Here is a 22972-nt window from a genome sequence, read left to right as displayed (position 1 = left end):
GTACATGGTAAATACATGACTGCTTTTAAAAGCCTAATTTAGCGTTTCTAGGTTATTTATTGTCAAGTAAATCTGCTCGCCTAGGTTTACAGCACTTTGCTGCCATTGCCTTTTAGACACCGCGCAATACAGTAATTGCGTATCTACATTAACAGTTAGCAGCCATTGCTCATCAAGCTGCTGGGCATTTTCAAGCATACCTTTTAGCACGTTTGCACTGCTCTCGTTAATTTGTTTTACTTTGCTGTAGGCTATTTGGCTGCTTTCTATAATTAACTTATGGTTTTGTTTTACCAGCGAAGGCACTGCATATAAATGCTGTTGGCTATTACTAAGAGTAAGCTGGTAAAGACCAAAAGCCTCATTAAATTCAGGCTTACTATAACTAAGTATACTAAGTGGCGTTTGGCTCTTATTTGTATAAATACTTTGCACCACTTCTTGTGTTGCACCGCACTGGAGCACGTTGCCTTTCGCTATATGAAGTAATGTATCGCTGCAATAAAGTAGCTCTTTTAAAGAGTGGCTGACAATAATAAATTTAATACCATGGGATTTATTAAGTTGCTGAATAGCCCCCAACATAGTAAAACGCGTTGACCAATCTAAGGCGCTAAATGGCTCATCAAGTAAAACAACAGATTGCCCACTTAGTAGTGTTCTTGCAAAAATTACGCGCTGGCGCTCCCCGCCCGAAAGCCCCGACACATCACGATTTAGTAATGGGCTTAGTGCTAATAAATCAATTACCTGATCAGGCGTTAGGTTGTTACTTTTATTTTTACAATGCTTGTGAGTAAACAGTAAATTACCCATTACATTTAAATGTGGAAATAACGGGCACGACTGCAGCTGTAAAGTAAGCAGGCGTTTATCGGGCTTTAAATGAGTAATATTATGATTATTTATACACACATTTTGCGCCGTCGTAAGCCCCGCTATCGCCTGTAATAAGCTCGATTTGCCAGAGCCCGAAGGGCCAAACACCCCTAAAATATCAAATTGATTTATAGCTAAATCAACATGTAATTCAAAATCGTCCAAACGTTGATGACACTGTATTTTAAGCACGATTAGCAGCTCCGTTTATCACGGTTTTATTAAATTTAAACAACAACACTAAACACGCAAACGAGATTGCTAGCAATACCAACGACAATTGGTGCGCAGCCCCATAATTAAGCGACTCTACATGGTCGTACAACGCAATAGACACCACTTGGGTTTCGCCTTGTATATTGCCACCAATCATTAGCACTAAACCAAATTCTCCCAATGTATGGGCAAAGCCCAGTGCAAAGGCACTGCCTATGCTTGGCTTTAATAGCGGTAACGTTAAATACATAAAACGCTTAAATGGACTTATTCCTAAGGCAATAGCAGCTTGATTATAAGTAGTATTTATTTGTTTAAAGCCCGCTAGTAATGGCTGCATCACAAAAGGGAGAGAGTAAAATAACGAACCAATAACCACCCCTTGAAAACTAAACGCGAGCTGCGTACCCGTGAGCCAAAACCAAAACTGGCCAAACGCATGAGTAGGTGAAAACAATACCAATAAATAAAAGCCCATTAGCGTAGGCGGCAGCACCAAAGGCATTGCTATTAGTGCTTCTAATATAGGCTTAAATTTGCCTTTGTAACTGGCTAGCTGCCATGCAAGCGGAATGCATATAATCAACAAAATAGCAGCCGTTATAAAGGCAAGTTTAATTGTAAGCCACAGCGCTGTTACATCACTTGCTAACATCACTTTCCTTTGCTTTATAACCAAGCTCTAATAATGTTTTTGCGGTTGAGGGGGCATTTAAAAAAGCCATAAATTTTTTAGCTGCCGTTAAATGCTTAGTAGCGCTTATGATAACGCCTTGCTGCGTTATTTCAGGGTATTTTTCAGATTCGATAAGCGTGTAATTTAAATATTTTTTATTTTTAGTTTTGCGATACGCCGACTTTAACGTAGATAGCGCGACCAAGCCTTTAGCGGCATTGCCTGTTTCTACAAATTGAAACGCATGGGTAATATTATTTGCATACACAAATTCATACGGTGTTTTTATATAGTTTTTAACATAATGCGCCGATGATTGCCCATATGGCGAAAACCTTGGATTAGCAATGGCTAATTTATGATTAATAACTGAGTTGCTTGGCTGCCACAGCGCTAATAAACCTATCGCATAGGTGGTTAAGCTATTTTTAAGTGCAAAGCCGTCTTTGATCAGTGCGTGTGGGCGTGCAGCGTCGGCTGATAAAAAAATATCGTACGGTGCACCATGCATAATTTGTGAGTGCAATACGCCGCTAGAAGCAGCTGATATTTTAATATTAATATTTTTCAGGGCTGGGTTAGTTACCAGCGTTTGCAGCACAGGTTTAAAATTGCTCGCAACGGCTATGTGCAGCGTTTCTTTTGCGTTGAGAGGATTGCTAAATACCACTAACAGTAATAACAAATAACCACACCATGTATTGTAAAGCTTTAACATTATAAGTATTGTTTTAAAAATCAGACACATTATAAAAAACAATATATATGAACGATGTATGCAATGCACCTGGTTTATTACCAGTAGAAACCGCAATTAGTAACATGCTAAGCGCTATTAACTTTGATAAAGCCGCAGAAACCATTTCAATAATGCACAGTGTTGGCCGTGTTTTAGCAAACGATATTAAATCCAATATAAATGTGCCTGCTCACGATAATTCGGCAATGGATGGCTATGCACTTTGCCTAAGCGAAGGGCTAACAACTTATCAGCAAGTAGGCAGTGTATTTGCTGGGCAAACCTTTAAAAACACCTTAACACCTGGGCAATGCGTTAGAATTATGACCGGCGCTGCCCTGCCCCCTGGCGCTAATGCGGTAGTTATGCAAGAAAACGCCAGCGTAGATAACGACAAAATATCGTTTACAGGTCATATTGAGCTCAATAATAATGTGCGCTTTGCAGGTGAAGACATTGCAAAAAATAGTGTTGTTTTTAAAGCGGGCAGAAAACTAAAAGCGGTAGATGTAGGCTTACTTGCCTCTATTGGTATTAACCAAGTAAGTGTATATGAAACACTAAAGGTCGCGGTTTTTTCTACAGGGGATGAACTTATAGAGCCTGGCAATGCACTTCCTGCAGGAGCTATTTATGAAAGTAATCGCGCTGTTATATTAAGCGAGCTTAATGATAACAGTATAGAAGTGATTGATTTTGGGATAATTGCCGATGATAAAACGCTCATTAAAAACACGTTTTTAAAAGCAAACGAGCAAGCCGATGCCGTAATAAGCTCTGGTGGTGTATCGGTTGGTGAAGCCGATTTTACTAAAGAAGTATTAAATGAAATTGGCGATATCCATTTTTGGAAAATTGCCATGAAACCGGGCAAACCCTTTGCTTTTGGTAAATTACCTAACAGCTACTTTTTTGGTTTACCAGGTAACCCCGTATCGGCAGCTGTTACGCTTGAGCGACTTGTAAAGCCAGCCCTTACAAAGCTTTCAGGAAATGAACATACTGCTAAGTTACGTTTAAAAGCAACCACCACAGCGCTGATTAAAAAGCGCCCCGGCCGTACCGACTTTCAACGCGGTATTGCCAGTACCGACGGAAACAATAACCTGTTGGTAACGCCTATAAATAAGCAAGGTTCGGGGGTACTCTCATCGCTTAGCCACGCTAACTGCCTTATTGTGGTGCCCGCAGAAAGTGGCAATATTGCAAAAGACGAAACCGTAGAAATAGAGCTACTATAACTTATGCCAATTTGCTTAGTTAGGTAGTATATAAGCACGAGTAATAAAAAAGCCCAGCAAGTATGTGCAACTTGCTGGGCTTAAGTTTAGGTTTAAACCGCTATTAAAATAACGACTCAAAATCTCCATTAGGAAATAATACCCCAGGAATACCACGTACTGCGGTTACATCCGCAATTTTTGTATCGCCTAAGTACAAGCCACCGCTGTAGTTGCTGCCAGCTTGTTTTACATCAAGCCAGCGACCGTTTTCACCTTTTGCGGTTAAACTAATATTGCTATTTACTTCTCTAATGCGTAAATCTAAGGCTTTTTGCTTTACGCTAATAAATACATCACTACTAGTAAGCTGCGATAAATCAATAACATCACCTACATACGCTAAGCTAAAGTCACTCGCACCACCTAATGGCAGAGCCAGTTCTAGGCCAAACATTAAATCATCGTTTTCCTCACCCGTCAGTGGCGAAGCTTCTAATGCTGTAATATGGAAAGGCGTAGTTTGAATATCACTTTGATATTGGCCAGCAAAATCAAAGGCAGATAAAGACGTAACTTCCTGTGCAAACGCAGTAACAAATCGATTTAGATCTAATGATATCTCACCAGTAAGCTCGCCTGATTGCTTAGCAATAACTACGTCAGTGGTAATATTAGCAATGCCAGTTTGTGCATCGGGTAATAATTCACTTTGCTCACTTACCCCATCAAATTCCACCAGCAGTTCACTTACATCTACATCTAAGCGCGTATCGCCATTAATAACAGAAGCGCTCATTACCCCTTCTATTTTATCACCAAGTACACCGCTTATTCTAAATGTGGGGATAGACATGTCTATATTTACTGGGAGGCCTTCATAGGTACCGGTAATTAGCCATTCGTAGGGTGAGGTTGAATAGCTAATATCAAGATTACGTAACGTGTACTGCCCTTCGCTCGCAGATACTTCTGCAAGTGGAGAGTAATTTATGAGTACCTCATTAATCACCTCAGCAAGCACAGTAATAGTTTGCTGCGTATCATCATCAAGTGCGCTTTCTAGTTGTTCAAGCTTCGCGTCTAAATCATCAGCGTAGGTTGTGTCCTGTAAGCGAATAACACCTAGCGCATCTCTTATATTTTCGAGTAATTCGCGTGACTCTAATGCTTGCTCAGTTTCAACTTTTTGCTGCCAATTGTTATAACTAGCCACACTCGCAATAGTTTGCTTAACCTGCCCGGCTACACTTTGAATTAAACCATTACCTTGTTCACTGTAAAGGTTATCTGCGATGTATTGATCTGCTAAACTGCTGTAAGTTTGCCAAGCACTTGTATCATCCTGCTGGGTGATAAAATCATCAAATGCAGTGGCTAAATCAAATCCTTCAACAGACACACCAGCGATGATAGCGCTATACGTAAATGCGTTAGCAACGATTTCTGCCTCTAGTGTATTACTCAAGCTACTATGTGTAAGCTGATAAAAAGGACTCGCAGATAAACTTGCAAGGGTCGCGTCAACATTTGCATTCGTAATTGCGGTGCTCAATGGCGAGAAAAACACCTCATTAACGCCTGGCGCAACATAGGCACGGGCGGCATAGTTTAAATTAACGCCAGTTATCTCTTCAAAATCAATTAAACGGTTTTCGTTTATATCGTTTACATCGCCGCGAAGCGTTCTGCCGCAGCCTGTAAAGCGTGGGCATGGCAAGGCGCTATCGTCAGGTATAAATTCAAATGTATAAAAATTAAGAGGCGATACACTCACGCTGGCGGTATTTATGTTTTCGACCGCGACAGACTCAACCACATTGCCTTGGCTGTCTAATTGATTAAGCGTACCTTTGGCTGATTGCCACTGAGGTACATAAAAATTTACGGTAGAGGTAGATGCTACGCTTATTTCAACCGCTTCGTCACTACTGTCATTTGAAGAGCCACCGCAGCCACTAAGCGCTAGAGTAACTGACAAAGGTAAAAGTTTTTTTAACATCTTCATTCCTTAAAACTTAATGTTCATGTACCAATTTACATTCGCATAATAAGCTTTATCTAAATCTAAGCTGTCGGTTTGTAAATTAAGACCAAAGTACTCGTTTTCAATACCGACTAAAAACGCCTCACTTTTTGTTTCATAGCCAGCTTGTACCTTCCAATGTTCCCAAAAATGGATACGCCCTTTTAGCTGACTAAATGTATCTTCGTCGTACTGCTTGATTGTAAGCGCCGTTGAATACCGGCGGTTGATTCGATAATCGGCAAAGGCGGTAATACGCATTTCCATATCAAGTGTGTGTGACTGAGTATTACCAAAAGCAGATGTTTGAAGAGAAACAGTCGGAGTAGAGGTAACATTACCACTCTCATCTTCACTGAAAGGGATTTCTGTTGTTTGCCCTTTTACCGCGCCGGTATCATCAAAGTCAGTTTTATAAAGCAGATCTTTTACACTTAGCCCTACTTTTAAATCGTCATTTACTTGCCAATCAGCAAAAATATCTAAGCTATAGCCTAGGCCTTCAGGGTTTTGCGAGGGAGTAAATTTTTTAAATAAAATATCTTTCGAAAAATTATAATCAGCAGTAATGCTGCCTTCTACATCGTCACTAAACACTCGCCCATCTACAGAGGCATCTTGAAAATGTGTACTGGCAAAAACAGACACTTTTGGTGTAATAGTTAGCGCGTTTTTATCTAAAAATTTAAAATCGTATGAAACAAACACCCCATTAGAGGTCACTTGCTTAGCATTTAGCTGATACGTGTAAAAACGCTCTTCAAAGGGTAAATCGTTTTTTTCTAAATAAGTATAAAGTGCAGTATCGGGATCAAAATTAAGTACGTAGTCATAACGGCTCTGCAAACCAACTTTAAAATTGTTGTAACCCACGCCAATTTCAAAAATATTATAAGTAAATGCACTATCGCCAGACTTAATAGGCTCGTCAAAATCATCTACAAATGCTTGTACTGGCTGTGCCTCAGTGTAAATTTCGGCGTCAAAGTGAGTAAATATTTGAAATTGATTATTTGCAGAAGCTAGAGGTGAAAGTAGAGCAGTTGAAAATCCTAACAAGAGAATTTTTTTTTTCATAATTTAATCGCTTTCTATAAAAAAAGGGAAAAGCACACAGCTTTTCCCTTTTATAGTTTAAGTATTAGTTAGATGAGTCAATTAAAGTCACATCTGTGTATTCAATTACTTCATCATCAATGTAAGTAATTGAAACACCGTTTGTTACCTTAGTTGCTGTACCAAAGGTCATCATCATGCCATCGTACATAGCTTTAACATCGCCCATGTAACCAGCTGATTCAGTACCCGAGATAGACAGCGTGTAACCCATTGCAGCGTCGCCATTTACTTTAATTTCAAGCATGGTCATGTCTTCATCACCACTGCTATCCACCTCAGACATTACGCTAAAGTCTAAGTCGCCAGACATACCTGCTAGTTCTAGCATAGCCATGTCTGTCTCTTCCATGCCGCTTAAGTTAAGTGTACCCATAAAGTCTGAGTCACCGTCCATAATTTCAACACGGTTCCACGCTTGCGTCATCGTAAGCTCAGCGTCATCAACGGTATCTGCACTCACATCACCGTCAAACGTAAATACTAAACACGAATCAATTTGCGTAGAGTCAGTAATTGTACCATCAGCAAATGCTTGACACTCTTCAAGTGCATCTGCGGCTACATCACCCGTAACAAGCTCAACAGTTGCATCGGTTTCGGTATTTAGCATGCCGCCCCAAGCAACAACCAATTGGTTATCTTGATACGCTGCAGACGCTGTAATTTCGCTACCGGTCGTCGCATTAGTAAGCATTAGCGTTAAATCATCTAAGCTGTAGTCGTATGCCCATTCAGGATGCGTTGTTGAAGTACCTTCACCAGAGTTACCCATATCGGCAAGCTCTTCAAATACATCAAATAACACTTCAGCTGTGTCGTAAAGTGCATCACCACCGGTACTTGTTAATACTGTCATCGTAGAAAGAGATTCTGATGTTTCTTTAACAGATGCCGTTGCAACCGCCAGCTCTGCTTCTGCTTGAAGGCTAAGCGCAGTTACAAGTTGCTCGTTTGCAAGTTCAGCCTGAGTTTCAGCAGCTTCTGCCATCGTTTCTGCACTTTCAACTAAGTCAGCAGCTTCATCCATATCAGCTTCAGTTACTGCTACAGCTTTATATTCAGTTGCTGCTTCTAGTGCTTGTTCAATCGCAAGCTCTAGTGCATCTACAGCAGCAGAAAAATCTGACGCAGCAATTACCGCAGCATCAACTAATTCAACAGTTGCTTGTGCATCGTCACCCGAGTCAACAGCAGCTTGCGCATCAGCAAGTGCACTTGTTGAAGCAGCTTCTGCAGTATCTGCAGCGGCTTTCTTTTCATCTGCAACATCTGCAGTATTCAAAGCAATTTCTTTAGCGGCTTCTACTTCAATCTCATACTCAGTAATAGCGGCTTCTGCATCAAGTACTAACTGCGCAAGTGCTGCATCGTATGTACTTACGTTTTCTACTTCTACTAATGCTAATGCCTGTAGTGCAGTTGCAGAATCCTCTATGCCTTGGTAATCAGAGCTTTGAGCTACTAATAAAGACGCAGTGCTAACATAGCCTTGTGCTTGCACATAAACCTTGTTTGTTGCCGTTGCTAAATCCGCTGCTTCAGCTTCATTTTCAAGTGCAGCTACAGCCGCAACAAATTCAATTGCAGTAGCTGCGTCAGTTACGGCATCACCCATGTCTTGAACATCAGCAAGCATTTCTTCAGCAGTATCTATAGATGTTTGCAGAGCAGAAAGTTCAGTAGAAGATGCATCAATTTGCGCTGATAAAGCAACTGCTAAATCTGCAAAAAAGTCATCGCCTGCAACACACTCATCGCCAGTACAACCCAGCTCTTCTAGAGCTTCTTGCACAGTACCTGCAAGTTCTGCCAGCTCTGCATCGGTTGCCGCACCATTTTTAACTGCATTGTCTTTTGCTTCTTTTGCTTTAGCTGCAATACCAGCGGAGTTTTGTGCAAATGTAGCAATATCAGCAGCTGATGCATTAGGGTTATTTGCTAAGTAGGCTGCTTCTAATGCCGCTTTAATAGCATCTTCATCACCCGTTGCAATAGCTACAAACACGCTTGCAGTACTAGAAACGGCTGTTTGTAAGGTTGCTGCAATATCAGTTGTACTTAAAGTACCTGCTGCAATACCAGCTTTAATGCCCGCTATAGTATCAGAAATTGATGGTAAACCTTGAACCGAAGACGACAGCTGTGCAATCATCAACACGCCTTGCGAAAGGCTTTCTTCACCGTCTACATCACTTAAATCTACTGCACCACCGTTTGATAAGTCACCAATAAGCGCTGATAATAATACCGCTGCATCTGGTCCAAAAATTTGGATCACTGTATTTAAGCTTGTTGATGCAATAGCATCAGCGTCAACTTCACCTTCGGCTTCAAGTAGGGCTTGAGCAACCAGCGTAGTTAAAAATGTTACATTCGCTTTAAACGAACGTGCTACGTTTGCATCGCCTGCTGCGCCGCTCGTATCAGATGAGTCGGCTTCTGCTGCAGCTACATATTTAACAACAGAAAGCTCTAAGTCGGCTTTGTACCATTCACCAAACTCAATGTTAGTATCGCCATCGTTTACGTCATCTGCTTCTGGCGCATCATCGTAAGTTCCACAACCAACGTAAGCATCACAACGTAAGAAGCTATCATCGCCTTCTTCAGCAGTAGTCACTGTAATATATACAGGGCCTGTAAAGTCATCTTCAAGGTAAATGCTGTAGCTACCATTATCGCCGGTTACTAGCGCATCTGGGTTACCTGCTATTTTGCTAGCTTCTACTGCCGCATCTGCCGCATCTTGAGAAGTTGCTTCGCCGGTAAACGTTTCAGCTTCTGCTGATGCTTCTAATCTAAATGCAACTGGAACACTTTGCCCTGTTTCATCAAGTGTCATCACGCTAACAACGGCACCTTTCATTGCACCTTTAACAGCTTTACCTGTTATTTCTACGTTAAATTGAGCGTCATCAGATGAAGTAACAGATTCAACTGGAGGAACGTAAGTGTTTCTGTCGTTGTCTGAACCACAACCCGCTAAACCTAGTGTAAGTGCAACAGATGCTGCAATTGGGGTAATTTTAGTCATACGCTGTGCCATTTATTTCTCCTTGATAGCCTGCAATGAGTATCAGAAAATTATTTTATTAAATATACGCGTGAAAGTTTACAAAAAAACATAAACAGACACACAATAACAACCTTTGTTACTTATTGATTAAAGTAACATTAAGTAATGAGTTTTTGCTACATTTTTATACATTTCAAGTACAAATTTTTACCTAAATTTAAACGACGCTTCTTCATAGGCTTTACTATTTTTCAATAACATATGTTAAAACCATTAAGAAGCATCGCTCTGGCGTACCATATATCCACTATATTAAGTGAATATTACATTTAATTTAGTTTGTTAATAATATTCTTCAAGTAAATGCGTCAGATACGTTAAAAAAAAACCATCTAAGCGCTGATATAATGAAAAAGAATTAGTTTTGTAGGCTTTTTGGAAGGGGGATTTGTTAAACACAATGTTTGCGTTGTTTAGTTTTAAAACTAAACATTTTAAGAGTCAATAACCACTAGGGGTAGCGTTAATGACTCAATATAAAACGTTAAAATCGGCTTATTGCAAAGCCCTAACTACGCCCTCCATAAGCACACGAGCACTACGGCTCATACTTGCTTTGGTAACTTGCCAATCTCCAGCTGTTTTTTTAGCTTCTGCGCCTACTTTTAGCGTGCCAGAGGGGTGACCAAAGTTAACTTCGTTCAATGTCCCGCCACCTGCGGCCACATTAACAAGCGTACCTTCAATAGCGGCGGCTGCGCCAATAGCGACTGCGGCTGTGCCCATCATAGCGTGATGAAGCTTGCCCATAGACATAGCACGTACTAATAAATCAATTGTTGTAGCTTCAATAAACTTACCACTTGACGCGTTATAATCTAATGGCGCAGCCACAAAGGCTACTTTAGGTGTATGTTGGCGTGTTTGCGCTTCGTTAATATTAGCTATTAACCCCATTTTGACTGCGCCATAGGCACGAATAGTTTCAAGCTTTTTAAGTGCGTCAGTATCGTTATTAATATCGCTTTGCAGCTCAGTGCCACTATAGCCAATATCCGCGGCATTAATAAATACAGTAGGAATACCCGCGTTTATCATGGTGGCTTTTAAAGTACCAACACCTGGTACTTCTAAGTCATCCACTACATTGCCTGTCGGGAATAACGCCCCTTCACCATCTGCGGGGTTTAAAAACTCTAGCTTTACTTCGGCAGCAGCAAAGGTCACGCCATCAAGTTCAAAATCGCCAGTTTCTTGCACTTCGCCGTTGGTGATAGGCACATGAACTAAAATGCTTTTTTTAATATTAGCCTGCCATACACGTACCACAGCTACACCGTTATCGGGTACTGCGCTTTTATCAACTAAGCCGTTCGTTATAGCAAACGCACCTACTGCGCTGGATAAATTACCGCAATTTCCGCTCCAATCTATAAAGGGTTTATCTATTGCCACTTGGCCAAATAAATAATCCACATCGTGGTTAGGTTGCTCGCTTTTACTTAAAATAACCGTTTTACTAGTACTTGATGTTGCACCGCCCATTCCATCGGTTTGTTTGCCATATGGGTCGGGGCTACCAATTATGCGTAACAGTAAATTGTCGCGCGCCTCACCTGCCACTTGGGCAGGTTTGGGTAAGTCAGTTAACTTAAAAAATACACCTTTACTGGTGCCGCCGCGCATATAAGTTGCTGGTACTTTAATTTGTGGTTTAAACATAATGCACGCCCCTTATGCTGATTGCGTAGCTTCTAAAAAGTCTTGCGCAAAGCGCTGTAATACACCACCAGCGGCATAAATAGAAAGTTCTTCTTGGGTATCCAATCTGCATTTCATAGGTACTGTTAGAACCTCACCATTTTTACGTGTAATCACTAAATCAAGCGTTGCACCTGGTGTTGGCTCACCTTTTACATCAAAGCTTTCGCTGCCATCAATGTTAAGCGTTTTACGGGTAGTGCCCGGTTTAAATTCAAGCGGTAAAACACCCATACCAATTAAGTTAGTACGGTGAATACGCTCAAAGCCCTCTGCAGCTATAACCTCAACGCCTGCAAGCCTTACCCCTTTTGCAGCCCAATCACGCGATGAGCCTTGACCATAATCGGCGCCGGCTACAATAATGAGTGGTTGTTTACGCTGCATATAAGCTTCGATTGCTTCCCACATACGTGTGTTAGTACCTTGTGGCTCTAATCGTGCGTATGAACCTTGTTTAACTTCGCCGTTTTCATCACGCACCATTTCGTTTAACAATTTAGGGTTTGCAAATGTAGCGCGCTGCGCTGTTAAGTGATCGCCTCGGTGCGTTGCGTACGAGTTAAAATCCTCTTCAGGAACATTCATTTTAGTTAAGTATTCACCCGCAGCACTACTTGCCATAATAGCGTTTGAAGGCGATAAATGATCCGTTGTAATGTTATCGCCAAGTACAGCAAGGGCGCGCATGCCGGTCATGGTTCGCTCACCTGCAAGGGCGCCTTCCCAGTATGGCGGGCGGCGAATATAGGTACTTTGCTCGCGCCAATTGTATAGCGGGTCGTTGTCTTCACCGTAATCTACGGTTAAATCGAACATAGGTTCGTACACTTTTTTAAATTGCTCTGGCTTTACACTTTGTTTGATTACTTCATCTATTTCTTCATCACTTGGCCATAAGTCTTTTAGCGTTATATCGTTACCATTTTGATCTTTCCCTAGTACACCTTTTTCAATATCAAATCGAATAGTACCGGCAATAGCGTAAGCCACCACTAATGGCGGTGACGCTAAAAACGCTTGCTTAGCATACGGATGTATACGCCCATCAAAGTTACGGTTGCCCGAAAGTACCGCTGTTGCGTATAAGTCGCGATCAATCACTTCTTGTTGAATTACAGGGTCAAGCGCGCCGCTCATGCCGTTACAGGTAGTACAGGCAAAGCCCACAATACCAAAGCCAAGTTTTTCAAGTTCAGGGAGTAATTTCGCTTCTTCTAGGTATGATTGCACCGCTTTTGAACCCGGTGCTAATGACGTTTTAACCCACGGTTTGCGCATTAACCCTTTGGCATTTGCGTTACGCGCAAGTAAGCCGGCAGCAATTACGTTGCGCGGGTTACTGGTGTTAGTACAACTGGTAATAGCGGCAATAATACAGGCGCCATCTGGCATTAAGCCTTCTTCGTTTTCAACAACGCCTGATATACCTTCTTTGGCTAAATCGCTCGTGGATACACGACGATGTGGGTTTGAAGGCCCAGCAATGTTACGTCCAACGCTTGATAAATCAAATTTAAGCACTCGCTCATATTTTGCGGTTTTTAAACTATCGCTCCAAAGGCCAGCCGTTTTAGCGTAGTTTTCTACAAGCGCTATTTGCTCTTCATCACGCCCTGTTAAACGCAAATAATCAATTGTTTTATCGTCTATATAAAACATGGCTGCAGTGGCACCAAATTCTGGTGTCATGTTTGAAATCGTTGCTCTGTCGCCAAGGGTTAGTGCATCAGCGCCTTCGCCGTAAAATTCTAAATAGGTCGATACAACACGCTGAGCGCGTAAAAACTCTGTAATAGCCAGCACTATATCGGTTGCGGTAATCCCTGGCTGGCGAGTGCCTGTAAGCTCAACTCCTACTATATCAGGCAGGCGCATGTAAGAGGCGCGGCCAAGCATTACGCTTTCGGCTTCAAGCCCACCAACACCTACAGCAATTACGCCAAGTGCATCCACATGCGGGGTGTGGCTGTCGGTGCCAACTAAGGTATCGGGGAATGCAATGCCATCGCGGTTTTGAATAACAGGCGACATTTTTTCAAGGTTAATTTGATGCATAATGCCGTTACCAGGCGGAATAACATCAATATTTTTAAAGGCGGTTTTAGTCCAGTTTATAAAATGAAAACGGTCATCGTTGCGTCTATCTTCTATTGCACGGTTTTTTTCAAACGCGTCAGGGTCAAAGCCTGCATGCTCAACCGCTAATGAGTGATCAACAATTAGCTGTGTTGGCACAACCGGATTCACTTTTGCCGGATCCCCACCTTTTGCAGCTATTGCATCGCGCAGGCCTGCTAAATCAACTAATGCAGTTTGGCCTAAAATATCGTGGCACACCACGCGCGCCGGATACCACGGAAAATCTAAATCTTGCTTACGCTCAATAAGCTGATTAAGCGCATCGGTTAGCATATCTGGCTCACAGCGGCGCACTAAGTTTTCGGCAAGTACACGCGATGTGTAAGGCAATGTGGCATAAGCACCAGGCTTTATTGCATCAACGGCTTCTTGCGTATCGTAGTAATCCACATTTGAGCCGGGCAATGGTTTTCGGTATTGGGTGTTATTAATTATGGTCATAATATCTGTTCGCTAATAGGTGACGGGAAATAAAAGGCAAGAGGTGAGCGTATTGCTCACCCTATACCAATCCGCTTAATTAAGTATTATTACGGGTTGGTATTATGTGTAACTAATCAGCCTCTTGATTCAATTGGCGTGTAGCTGCGCGCCTCTGGTCCTGTGTAATCAGCACTTGGGCGAATAATACGGTTATTAGCGCGCTGCTCTTTAACATGTGCCGTCCAGCCTGTAACACGGCTCATCACAAATATTGGCGTAAATAACTTAGTTGGAATACCCATAAAGTGGTACGCCGATGCATGGAAAAAATCAGCATTACAAAACAGTTTTTTCTCGCGCCACATAACCTCTTCACACCTAACCGACACTGGGTAAAGCACATCATCGCCCACCTCTTTAGCTAGTTTTTCAGAGAACTTTTTAATAATAACGTTACGTGGGTCTGACTCACGGTAAATAGCGTGTCCAAAGCCCATTATTTTATCTTTACGCTCTAGCATACCCATGATTTCTTGCTCAGCGTGATCTGCACTTGTAAAACCCTGAATCATATCCATAGCGGCTTCGTTTGCACCACCATGCAGTGGCCCACGTAGCGTACCAATAGCGCCCGTTACACAAGAATGAATATCAGAAAGCGTTGATGCACACACTCTCCCAGTAAATGTAGAGGCATTAAATTCATGCTCTGCGTATAAAATTAGCGAGACGTTCATTACTTGCGCAAAAAGCTCGCTCGGTGCTTTGTCGTGTAAGAGGGTTAAAAAGTGCGCGCCCACTGAGTCGTCATCAGTTTTTGTTTCAATACGCACGCCATCGTGAGTAAAGCGGTACCAGTAACAAATAATACTTGGGAATACTGCAACCATGCGGTCAATCGCATCGTTTGCTTGGCTAAAATCAAGTTCCATTTCTAGGTTACCCAGCATTGAGCAACCGGTACGCATAACATCCATTGGATGCGCGTCTTTAGGAATATTTTCAAGCACGGTTTTTAGTGCATCTGGCAGGCCTCGTAAGCTTTTTAATTTAGCTTTATACTCGGCTAGTTCATTGGCTGTAGGTAGTTCGCCACGTGAAAGTAAAAAAGACACTTCTTCAAACTGTGCTTTTTCGGCAAGTTCGCTAATATCGTACCCACAATACGTTAAACCTGAGCCTGTTTGCCCTACTGTACATAATGCTGTTTGCCCTGCAACTTGCCCGCGTAAACCTGCTCCGCCTAATGCTTTATCTACCATGATCTTCTCCTATCTAAATTTGTGTGTGTTATCTATTTTAATAGTTATTATTTGTCAGATTTTGATGAAAAAAGGTTATCGAGTGTGTTTTCGTATGTGTGGTAATCTAAAAATTCGTAAAGCTCGGCGCGTGTTTGCATGTTCTCAATTTCGCTTTGCTGCGAGCCTTCATTTAAAATGGCAGAGTACACATTAAGCGCGGCTTTATTCATTGCTCTAAACGCACTAAGTGGATAAAGCACCATTTCAACACCTACCTCACTTAACTGCTCTTTGGTGTAAATAGGCGTTTGGCCAAACTCTGTAATATTAGCTAAAATTGGTACATTGATCGCTTTTGCAAATGCTTGGTAGTCGGCAAGGTCGTGCACGGCTTCTGCAAAAATAGCGTCAGCGCCCGCTTCAACACAGGCAGCTGCACGGTCAATCGCGGCGCTTAAACCTTCTTTTTGAAACGCATCAGTACGCGCCATAATGTAAAAATCGCTATCGGTTTTTGCATCAACTGCGGCTTTAATACGGTCGACCATTTCACCTTGGCTTACAATTTCTTTATTAGGACGATGGCCGCAACGCTTTTGCGCTACTTGGTCTTCAATATGAAAACCCGCTGCTCCTGCTTTGGTCATTTCTTTAACGGTACGCGCAATATTAAACGCCCCGCCCCAGCCTGTATCGGCATCTACCAGTAGTGGTAAATCGCTGGCACCAGTAATACGGCGAATATCTTCAAGTACATTATCAAGGCTGGTCATGCCTAAATCGGGCATACCGTAAGAGGCGTTCGCAACACCGGCACCTGAGAGATAAATAGCTTGGTGGCCCATTTTTTCAGCCATCATGGCTGTGTAGGCATTAATAGTACCCACTACTTGTAATGGGCGGTTATTCGCAATGGCCTGTTTAAATTTTAATCCTGCTGACATTATTTTCTCCTCACTTTGAACGGTTGCTACATGGAGTAACTTATATTTTTAATCTGACATTGAGACTGTTTAACTGTTACTAGCTTTAGCTTTTAGCTTTTATAAAATTTTTGTTTATGACAAATACCAATCTGTATGTGTATGAGGTCTATTTAACGCTAAGAAAATCGTTCTGTAACTAGGCAATAATTTTTATGTTTAGTGGTTCTAAATAAAAAATTCTTAACAACGTTATAGAGCGGTTTAATCAGTTAAATTGTTCGAATACTCATATTGATTGGTATACATCAAATTTGGTTTGAATATTTGCTTGCGATGCACTGATATGTCGTTTCATCAGCATTTCGGCAAGTTCACCATCGTGGTTTTCTATCGCGTTAATAATAGCTAAGTGCTCGTCAAACGCTTTTGATACGCGCGGACCTACCATGCCCATTTGTACACGGTACATACGTATTAATTGGTAAAGCTCGTTACATAACAAATGGATTAAATGAGCGTTTTTGCTGCCTTTAATAATGCGATAATGAAAGTCTAAATCGCCCGCTTCTTGATAGTACGACTCGCCCTCTTTAACGCGTTGCGTTTGCAAATGTTGGTTAAGTAATTGCTTTAAGCCTTTAACTTCGTCAGCTGCCATATTGTCGGCAGCAAGCCTACATGCTAAGCCTTCAAGCGAGCTGCGTACTTGGTATACTTCAATTAAACGCTCTGCGGTTAGCGCCACTACTCGGCAACCTACATTGGCTTTACGCTCCACTAAGTAACAGCTTTCTAAGCGATTAAGCGCTTCTCTAAGCGTCGCACGGCTTACACCGTAGCGCTTTGCAAGCTCAGGCTCCGATATTTTGCTGCCCTGCTGTATGCTGCCTTCTACTATTTCACGGCGCATATCAACAAACACTTGATCAGATGCTGTAGTAATAGGTGTATCGTTTAAAAAAGGTTGCGTCATGGCTTTATAAATAAATTGTCGACAATTGATGGGTTAACTATGTGCTTAATAAAAAAACATGTCAACCCCACCTAAGGTGAAAATGAGTAAAAAACACACTCATTGTCGACACTGTTAATCTAAAGTCGTATAAAATTACTTTAAAATTAAACTAAAAACACAATGTGTCGACACACCAATAAATTATAAAGCCGCTATTTAACACTGAAATAGTGCTTTAAAAGTGCTAATATCGCGCTTTATTTTTTAATGTACGAGCCAACGCGTGAACGCCAACACTTTTATTCCTGAGCATTTTATTGACGACGTAAAAACCTATTTACCTGCGCACCTCAATTTAGACGACTTTATAAACGCGTGCCGTCGCCCTCTCAGAAAATCTATTCGTGTAAATACATTAAAAATTAGCGTTGCCGAATTTAAACACCGTGCAGAGAAAAAAAACTGGCAACTTACACCAATACCTTGGTGTAGTGAGGGTTTTTGGCTAGAACGCCCAAGCGATGAAGAGCAAAGCTTAGCATTAGGCAATACCGACTTACATTTAAGCGGCGCCATGTACGTGCAAGAGGCAAGCTCAATGCTGCCGCCTATGGCACTAAAACAAAGTATTGAAAACTCAGATTTACAAGATAATTACGTACTTGATATGGCATCAGCGCCTGGCTCTAAAACTTCGCAACTTGCCGCAATAATGAATAACCAAGGCGTACTTGTTGCCAACGAGCTTTCGTCATCACGCTTAAAAGTACTTAGCGCTACGCTTAAACGTATGGGCGTTGGTAACTGTGCGCTTTCGCACTTTGATGGCGTCATATTTGGTAACTATATGTTTGAATGCTTTGATAGCATTTTGCTTGATGCACCCTGCTCTGGCGAAGGTACCGTACGTAAAGACGCCGATGCACTTAAAAACTGGTCAATAGAATCAAATATAGAAATTGCTCAAGTTCAAAAAGATTTAATTAAAAGCGCTTTTTACGCATTAAAACCAGGCGGTACGTTGGTGTATTCAACCTGCACGCTTACCCCGCTCGAAAACCAACAAGTATGCAACTACCTACTGAATGAATTTGGCGACTATATTGAGCCGCAATCGCTAAGTGATTTATTTGAAGGGGCAGAAAAAGCCACAACCGCCGAGGGCTATTTACATGTATGGCCGCAAACATTCGACAGCGAAGGTTTTTTTATCGCTAAGTTTAAAAAACTTGCAAGCAGCAATAACCCAACCCAAAGCGTTAAAAAAGGTGCGTTTCCGTTTAACGAGTTTGATAAAAAACAAACCACTTCTTTTATGAGCGAGCTTAAAAAACAGTTTGGCTTAAAAACACTGCCAGGTAAGTTAATGCAGCGCGATAAAGAACTGTGGTTATTCCCTGATGGGTTTGAAGCCGTTCAAAACAAAATAAAATACGCACGTTTAGGTATTCAACTAGGTATTATTCATAAAAACGGCGTAAGACTAACTCACGAGTTTGCTACCGTGTTTGGTAATGAATGCAAAAGCAATACATATGCTTTAACAAACGAGCAAGCAAGCGACTACTTTAATGGTAAAGATATACGCCTAGAAGACGTTACAAAAGCCAGCGGCGAAGTAGTACTAACCTTATGTGGCTGCCCGATAGGACTGGGGAAGTGGCAAAAAAATAAGGTCAAAAATTCTTTGCCACGCGATCTAGTGCAAAACACCCAGTTAATAAGCTGGGCATAAAGCACCCAACACAAAGGGTAACCTGTGCACAATATTATTAAGTCTTTGTTATCATTTGCGGTTAATAAACAAACAAAATTTAGAGTTTTGCAAATTAGTTAACTACACTTAAAGGTACTTTCTTCTTCTCCCTAAGAATTGCGAAAGTGTATTTAGTTAGCGCAAGGCTCAACTAAGAGCCATTTGTAGCCCAGAGCGTATACAATGGCTCTGGGCGTTTTTATAAACAGTTTTGTTTATATATATAGCGCTCTTTAATATGGTCAAACGATTTACCAAATTGTAGTGATAGGCAAAGAGTAGACATCGCATTTAGGTCATTCGCTATTTTATAAACCTTATTAAACCTATAGCCATATTGCGCTGCTTTGATTAGCGATTTAACGTATTGTGCTTTGTATTGGGGGGTTAGCTGCTGCCAATTGGCTAATGCTATTTGTATAATTCCTAGGTGCACTTCTAGTTTGTATGGACCTGTATTTAAAGCTTTATTTATGTACTCAAACACTTGTTTGCTAGGGCCTTGCTGATAACTAACCACTTGTGCCAATAATATCCACGATTCAGCCCACGAACCACGTAATTTAACAGAATTTAATAAACTAACCTCAGCGCTTTTATACACAGATAAAGCGTTTACAACACCAACCTGCTCATTATCTAAACTTAGCAGATTAAGATACGCTAAAAAGTGCCAGTAATGGGCTTGATGTGGTTCTAACGTTAAAGCTAAATTTATCGCTTTTGTAGCTTGCTCCACTTGGGCATTTTGTACATCTATGAGAGGAGTTGGGTTTTCTACTACCGCGTGAGCTAGGTTTAATGAATTAAAATACCACGAGTTTGCACGCATACTCTGCACCGATGAATAACATATTGTCATTATTAAAAGCGCCAGTAAAAAAATATGTAAGTGCTTAATAGTTTTTAAGTTAACCACTAAATAGGGCCTCTGTAAGCTTAGCAGGGTTAGCTACAAATAAATCATGTGCTTTATCAGGCCCAAGTAAATCACATACTGTTTGCTTGGCTTTGCTTAATATAGGTGGCCTGCGCTTAACTGAATGGGCATCGCTTGCAACATAACTAACCCAGCCTCTTTTGAGCATATCAATGCTAATTTTTTGGGCTTGCTCGCCCCACTCACCCTGAATACTCGAAGCGGTTAACTGAAACTCACAATTAAGTTGCTGTAGGCGATCAATATAATACGGGTTTGCCTGAATATCTCGATTTCGCTCGGGATGTGGAATAATTGGCTTAATATTATTTTTATGTAACCATTTTATAAATTGCTCAACCCCTTGGGGTACGTGCGAATGTGGCAGCTCTAACAATAAGTAATTAGTGTTATTAACCTGCCCTATAAAAGGAAGTTTATTGTCAATAATAAGACTCATTAACTCTACATCAAGCCTTACTTCAGCCGCCAGCGCAATTTTAATGCTAAGGCCAGCCGATTTAGCTTCATTTTGTAAAAAGCTTAGATTTTTTTTTAAACTAGGGGCAAAGTTATTAAATCGGCCTAGGTGTATATGCGGTGTAGCAACCATGTGCGTAATTCCATCACACTGAGCCATATGCAATAACGCTAAAGACTCAGACAAGTCTTTAGCGCCATCATCAATCTCAGGTAAAATGTGCGAATGAATATCAATCATACAAACTTATATTACGCTTTAGGTTGCTCAGGCTTTTGAGAGTAATCGTGGTAATCGTAATACCCATAACTATGCTCATCAGCCGATTTACTCATATCAACCTGATTTAATACAACGCCAGCAACATGAGCTTTAGATTCAAATAACCTTTCTAGCCCTGCTTTAATAGGCTTAATACGTGTAACATCCGATTTTACAACATAAATTACTGAGTCAGCACTTTGTGAAATAACAAGCGCATCACTCACTGCTTGTGTAGGCGGGGTATCAATAATTATATGATCATACTTAGTTTTAAGTATTTCTAATAACTCCACATAACGAGAGTTAGATAAAAGCTCTAAAGGGTTTCCCGGTATTTGACCACTGGGCATAATTGCCACCCCAGATTGCCCATCAATATGAACACATTCACTAAACTGCTCTGTGCCCGTTATTAAATTAGTTAACCCAGGGTGATATACAGGTATTTCAAAACGTTTAGCTATACTTGGCTTACGTAAATCACCATCAATTAAAAGTACTTTACCCATTTGAGCCAAAGAAATAGCGAGGTTAGAGGCTGTAGTGGTTTTACCCTCCCCTGGTGAGGTAGAAGTTACCGCAATAATTTTATGAGCTTTGTCGAGCTGGGTTAATAACAAGCTAGTTCTAAATGTACGTACTGACTCAGCAAAACGCCTATATGTGTCGTCAAGGTAGGCGTGAATAGGCAGTACACTTTTTCTTGGTAGCGCTACCTGAGGTAATAAACCTAACATTCTTTGAGCTAACTGGCCCTCTACACCGGCCTTATTTTTAACTGTATCATTGAGTGAATCAAACACTAAGCTCATAACTACAGCAAAAATAAAGCTACAAATAAATGAAACCACTACTATTGCTTTTTTATTGGGCTTGCTTGGTACGTTCGGGGCATATGCTCGATCACTAAACCGCGCTACTGCAGAACTAAAGTCACTAGTTACCTCTGTTTCTTTAGAGCGAGATAAAAATGTATTAAAAATATTTCGATTAGTTTCTACTTCACGCTTTAGCTGGTTATACTCGGTTTCTTTACGAGTTATGTCTTGGTATTCGGCACGTATTTTTTTTACATCGTTTTCTAATGTATTAACAGTTCGCGTTGCACGTCTAAGCTCTTTTTCTATGCCCGTAATTAAACCCGCAACCTGATTATTAAGGTTGGTTTTAACGGTTAAAAGTTCGGCCTTAGCAGAAATAATATTAGGATGCTTAGGACCATACACTTCGTTTAACTCACTCAGCTTACGTTCCACGGCGATAACATCTCTTTTTGCATCTTGAATAACACTATGGTTAGTAATTTCTGGCATACTTCCTAGCGTGTCAATGTCGTAATCGCCAAACTCGTTAATCACACGATTAATACTTTGTAAGTTATTTTTTTCATTACGTGCTTCAACCAGCTGTTGCGATATTTGCTCAAGCTCTTGAGTAGCTAACCCTGCAATACCCTCTATATCAACAAGCTGCTGGGCTTCTCTAAATGCTTGTAAGCGTGCCTCAGAGTCATCTAATTGTATACGTAACTGTGAAAGGCGAGTATTTAACCAGTTAGATGCTTGCTGAGTTATACCTAGCTTTGCTCTCATTTGACTTTCTATATAAACATCACCAACAGTATTAGCAACTAAAGCAGCTAACTTTGGATCACTCGATTCAAAGCTTAAGTTTACAAGTTGCGTTTTTCTGATTGGAGATACTGAAAGACGTGACTTAAAATTCCCTATCAAAAAAAGCATATTGCGTTCTTTTAACTCCTCTGGAGAAAAGTTTTCTTGCTTTTTTTGATTTAAAAAAGGTAAGTAAGACTCTAATGTCTTCATAACCTGTTTTTTTATATCGGATGAAATAGAAGCCTCAGCTTTAAAATCTCGATGGTTTGCCAAGTTAAGTTTAGTGATTACTTCCCTTGCGATACTATCAGACTTCATAACTTCAAATTGAGTTAAATAATATTCTTGTTGGTTAGAATCTAAGCCGTATATTTCTTCGAAGCTAACTGCTTTAGCCGGTTCTGACTCAATCAACAATGTAGCGGTAGCAGTATAAACGGGTGGCATAGTGAGTGTAATCATTGCCGCTAATATAGCTACAATAGTTGAGAAAAATATGATCTTCCATTTTGATCTAGCAACTACAGTAAAGTAAGTTTTAAGATCAATAATTTCTTCATTACTGCTTATAATATTTGTTTTTTGTTCGTTCAT

The 22972-nt window shown here is 41.0% G+C and carries 16 protein-coding genes; 2 read left to right on the top strand and 14 right to left on the bottom strand.

Annotated elements, in window-relative coordinates:
- Positions 1–33: 33 nt before the first annotated feature.
- The 3 genes from EJ103_RS06925 to modA are packed head-to-tail and all read right to left on the bottom strand — an operon-like array spanning position 34 to position 2489.
- The gene (locus EJ103_RS06925) at positions 34–1071 is read right to left on the bottom strand and encodes an ATP-binding cassette domain-containing protein (RefSeq protein WP_126006695.1); all 1038 of its coding nucleotides are present in this window, start codon (positions 1069–1071) and stop codon (positions 34–36) included.
- Positions 1064–1750: a molybdate ABC transporter permease subunit gene (gene modB, locus EJ103_RS06920; RefSeq protein ID WP_126006693.1), complete on the bottom strand. Its 687-nt coding sequence runs from the start codon at positions 1748–1750 to the stop codon at positions 1064–1066. Before modB ends, EJ103_RS06925 begins: the two co-directional genes overlap by 8 nt.
- Positions 1737–2489: a molybdate ABC transporter substrate-binding protein gene (modA, locus tag EJ103_RS06915; RefSeq protein WP_126006692.1), complete on the bottom strand. Its 753-nt coding sequence runs from the start codon at positions 2487–2489 to the stop codon at positions 1737–1739. The genes modB and modA overlap by 14 nt, the downstream gene beginning before the upstream one ends.
- A 47-nt stretch (positions 2490–2536) precedes the next feature.
- On the opposite strand from modA, the gene glp reads away from it, so the two are divergent.
- The gene (gene glp, locus EJ103_RS06910) at positions 2537–3751 is read left to right on the top strand and encodes a gephyrin-like molybdotransferase Glp (protein WP_126006690.1); all 1215 of its coding nucleotides are present in this window, start codon (positions 2537–2539) and stop codon (positions 3749–3751) included.
- Positions 3752–3854: 103 nt separating this feature from the next.
- Here glp and EJ103_RS06905 read toward each other — a convergent pair whose 3' ends face one another.
- The 8 genes from EJ103_RS06905 to EJ103_RS06870 all read right to left on the bottom strand — a co-directional run bounded on the left by EJ103_RS06905 (position 3855) and on the right by EJ103_RS06870 (position 17360).
- Positions 3855–5732, bottom strand: a complete 1878-nt coding sequence (locus EJ103_RS06905) for a hypothetical protein (RefSeq protein ID WP_126006688.1) — start codon at positions 5730–5732, stop codon at positions 3855–3857.
- A gap of 9 nt (positions 5733–5741) precedes the next feature.
- Positions 5742–6833, bottom strand: a complete 1092-nt coding sequence (locus EJ103_RS06900; RefSeq protein WP_126006686.1) for a hypothetical protein — start codon at positions 6831–6833, stop codon at positions 5742–5744.
- Positions 6834–6897: 64 nt separating this feature from the next.
- On the bottom strand, positions 6898–9921 hold the full coding sequence (locus EJ103_RS06895) for a hypothetical protein (protein ID WP_126006684.1): 3024 nt from the start codon (positions 9919–9921) through the stop codon (positions 6898–6900).
- A gap of 525 nt (positions 9922–10446) precedes the next feature.
- Positions 10447–11613, bottom strand: coding sequence for a 2-methylaconitate cis-trans isomerase PrpF (gene prpF, locus EJ103_RS06890; protein ID WP_126006682.1), 1167 nt, complete (start codon positions 11611–11613; stop codon positions 10447–10449).
- A 12-nt stretch (positions 11614–11625) separates the two neighbouring features.
- Complete coding sequence (gene acnD, locus EJ103_RS06885) at positions 11626–14235, bottom strand: Fe/S-dependent 2-methylisocitrate dehydratase AcnD (protein WP_126006680.1); 2610 nt, start codon at positions 14233–14235, stop codon at positions 11626–11628.
- Between the two features lie 116 nt (positions 14236–14351).
- Positions 14352–15479, bottom strand: coding sequence for a 2-methylcitrate synthase (gene prpC / locus EJ103_RS06880; protein ID WP_126006678.1), 1128 nt, complete (start codon positions 15477–15479; stop codon positions 14352–14354).
- A gap of 47 nt (positions 15480–15526) precedes the next feature.
- Complete coding sequence (prpB, locus tag EJ103_RS06875) at positions 15527–16405, bottom strand: methylisocitrate lyase (RefSeq protein ID WP_055253209.1); 879 nt, start codon at positions 16403–16405, stop codon at positions 15527–15529.
- Between the two features lie 268 nt (positions 16406–16673).
- The gene (locus EJ103_RS06870) at positions 16674–17360 is read right to left on the bottom strand and encodes a GntR family transcriptional regulator (RefSeq protein WP_024032638.1); all 687 of its coding nucleotides are present in this window, start codon (positions 17358–17360) and stop codon (positions 16674–16676) included.
- 265 nt (positions 17361–17625) lie between these two features.
- On the opposite strand from EJ103_RS06870, the gene rsmF reads away from it, so the two are divergent.
- Positions 17626–19077, top strand: a complete 1452-nt coding sequence (rsmF, locus tag EJ103_RS06865; RefSeq protein ID WP_126006677.1) for a 16S rRNA (cytosine(1407)-C(5))-methyltransferase RsmF — start codon at positions 17626–17628, stop codon at positions 19075–19077.
- Positions 19078–19297: 220 nt separating this feature from the next.
- On the opposite strand, the gene EJ103_RS06860 is transcribed toward rsmF, so the two are convergent.
- The 3 genes from EJ103_RS06860 to EJ103_RS06850 are packed head-to-tail and all read right to left on the bottom strand — an operon-like array spanning position 19298 to position 22972.
- Positions 19298–20017 (bottom strand): VpsP family polysaccharide biosynthesis protein, encoded by a 720-nt coding sequence (locus EJ103_RS06860; protein WP_164521614.1) that lies wholly within the window; start codon positions 20015–20017, stop codon positions 19298–19300.
- Positions 20010–20738, bottom strand: a complete 729-nt coding sequence (locus tag EJ103_RS06855) for a CpsB/CapC family capsule biosynthesis tyrosine phosphatase (protein ID WP_126006675.1) — start codon at positions 20736–20738, stop codon at positions 20010–20012. Before EJ103_RS06855 ends, EJ103_RS06860 begins: the two co-directional genes overlap by 8 nt.
- An 11-nt stretch (positions 20739–20749) precedes the next feature.
- Entirely contained in the window at positions 20750–22972 is a 2223-nt protein-coding gene (locus EJ103_RS06850) for a polysaccharide biosynthesis tyrosine autokinase (RefSeq protein ID WP_126006673.1), read from the bottom strand.

It is taken from the genome of Pseudoalteromonas sp. Xi13, assembly GCF_003952205.1.
GTDB classification, from domain to species: Bacteria; Pseudomonadota; Gammaproteobacteria; order Enterobacterales; family Alteromonadaceae; genus Pseudoalteromonas; species Pseudoalteromonas atlantica.
This window is presented reverse-complemented; position numbering and strand designations above follow the sequence as displayed.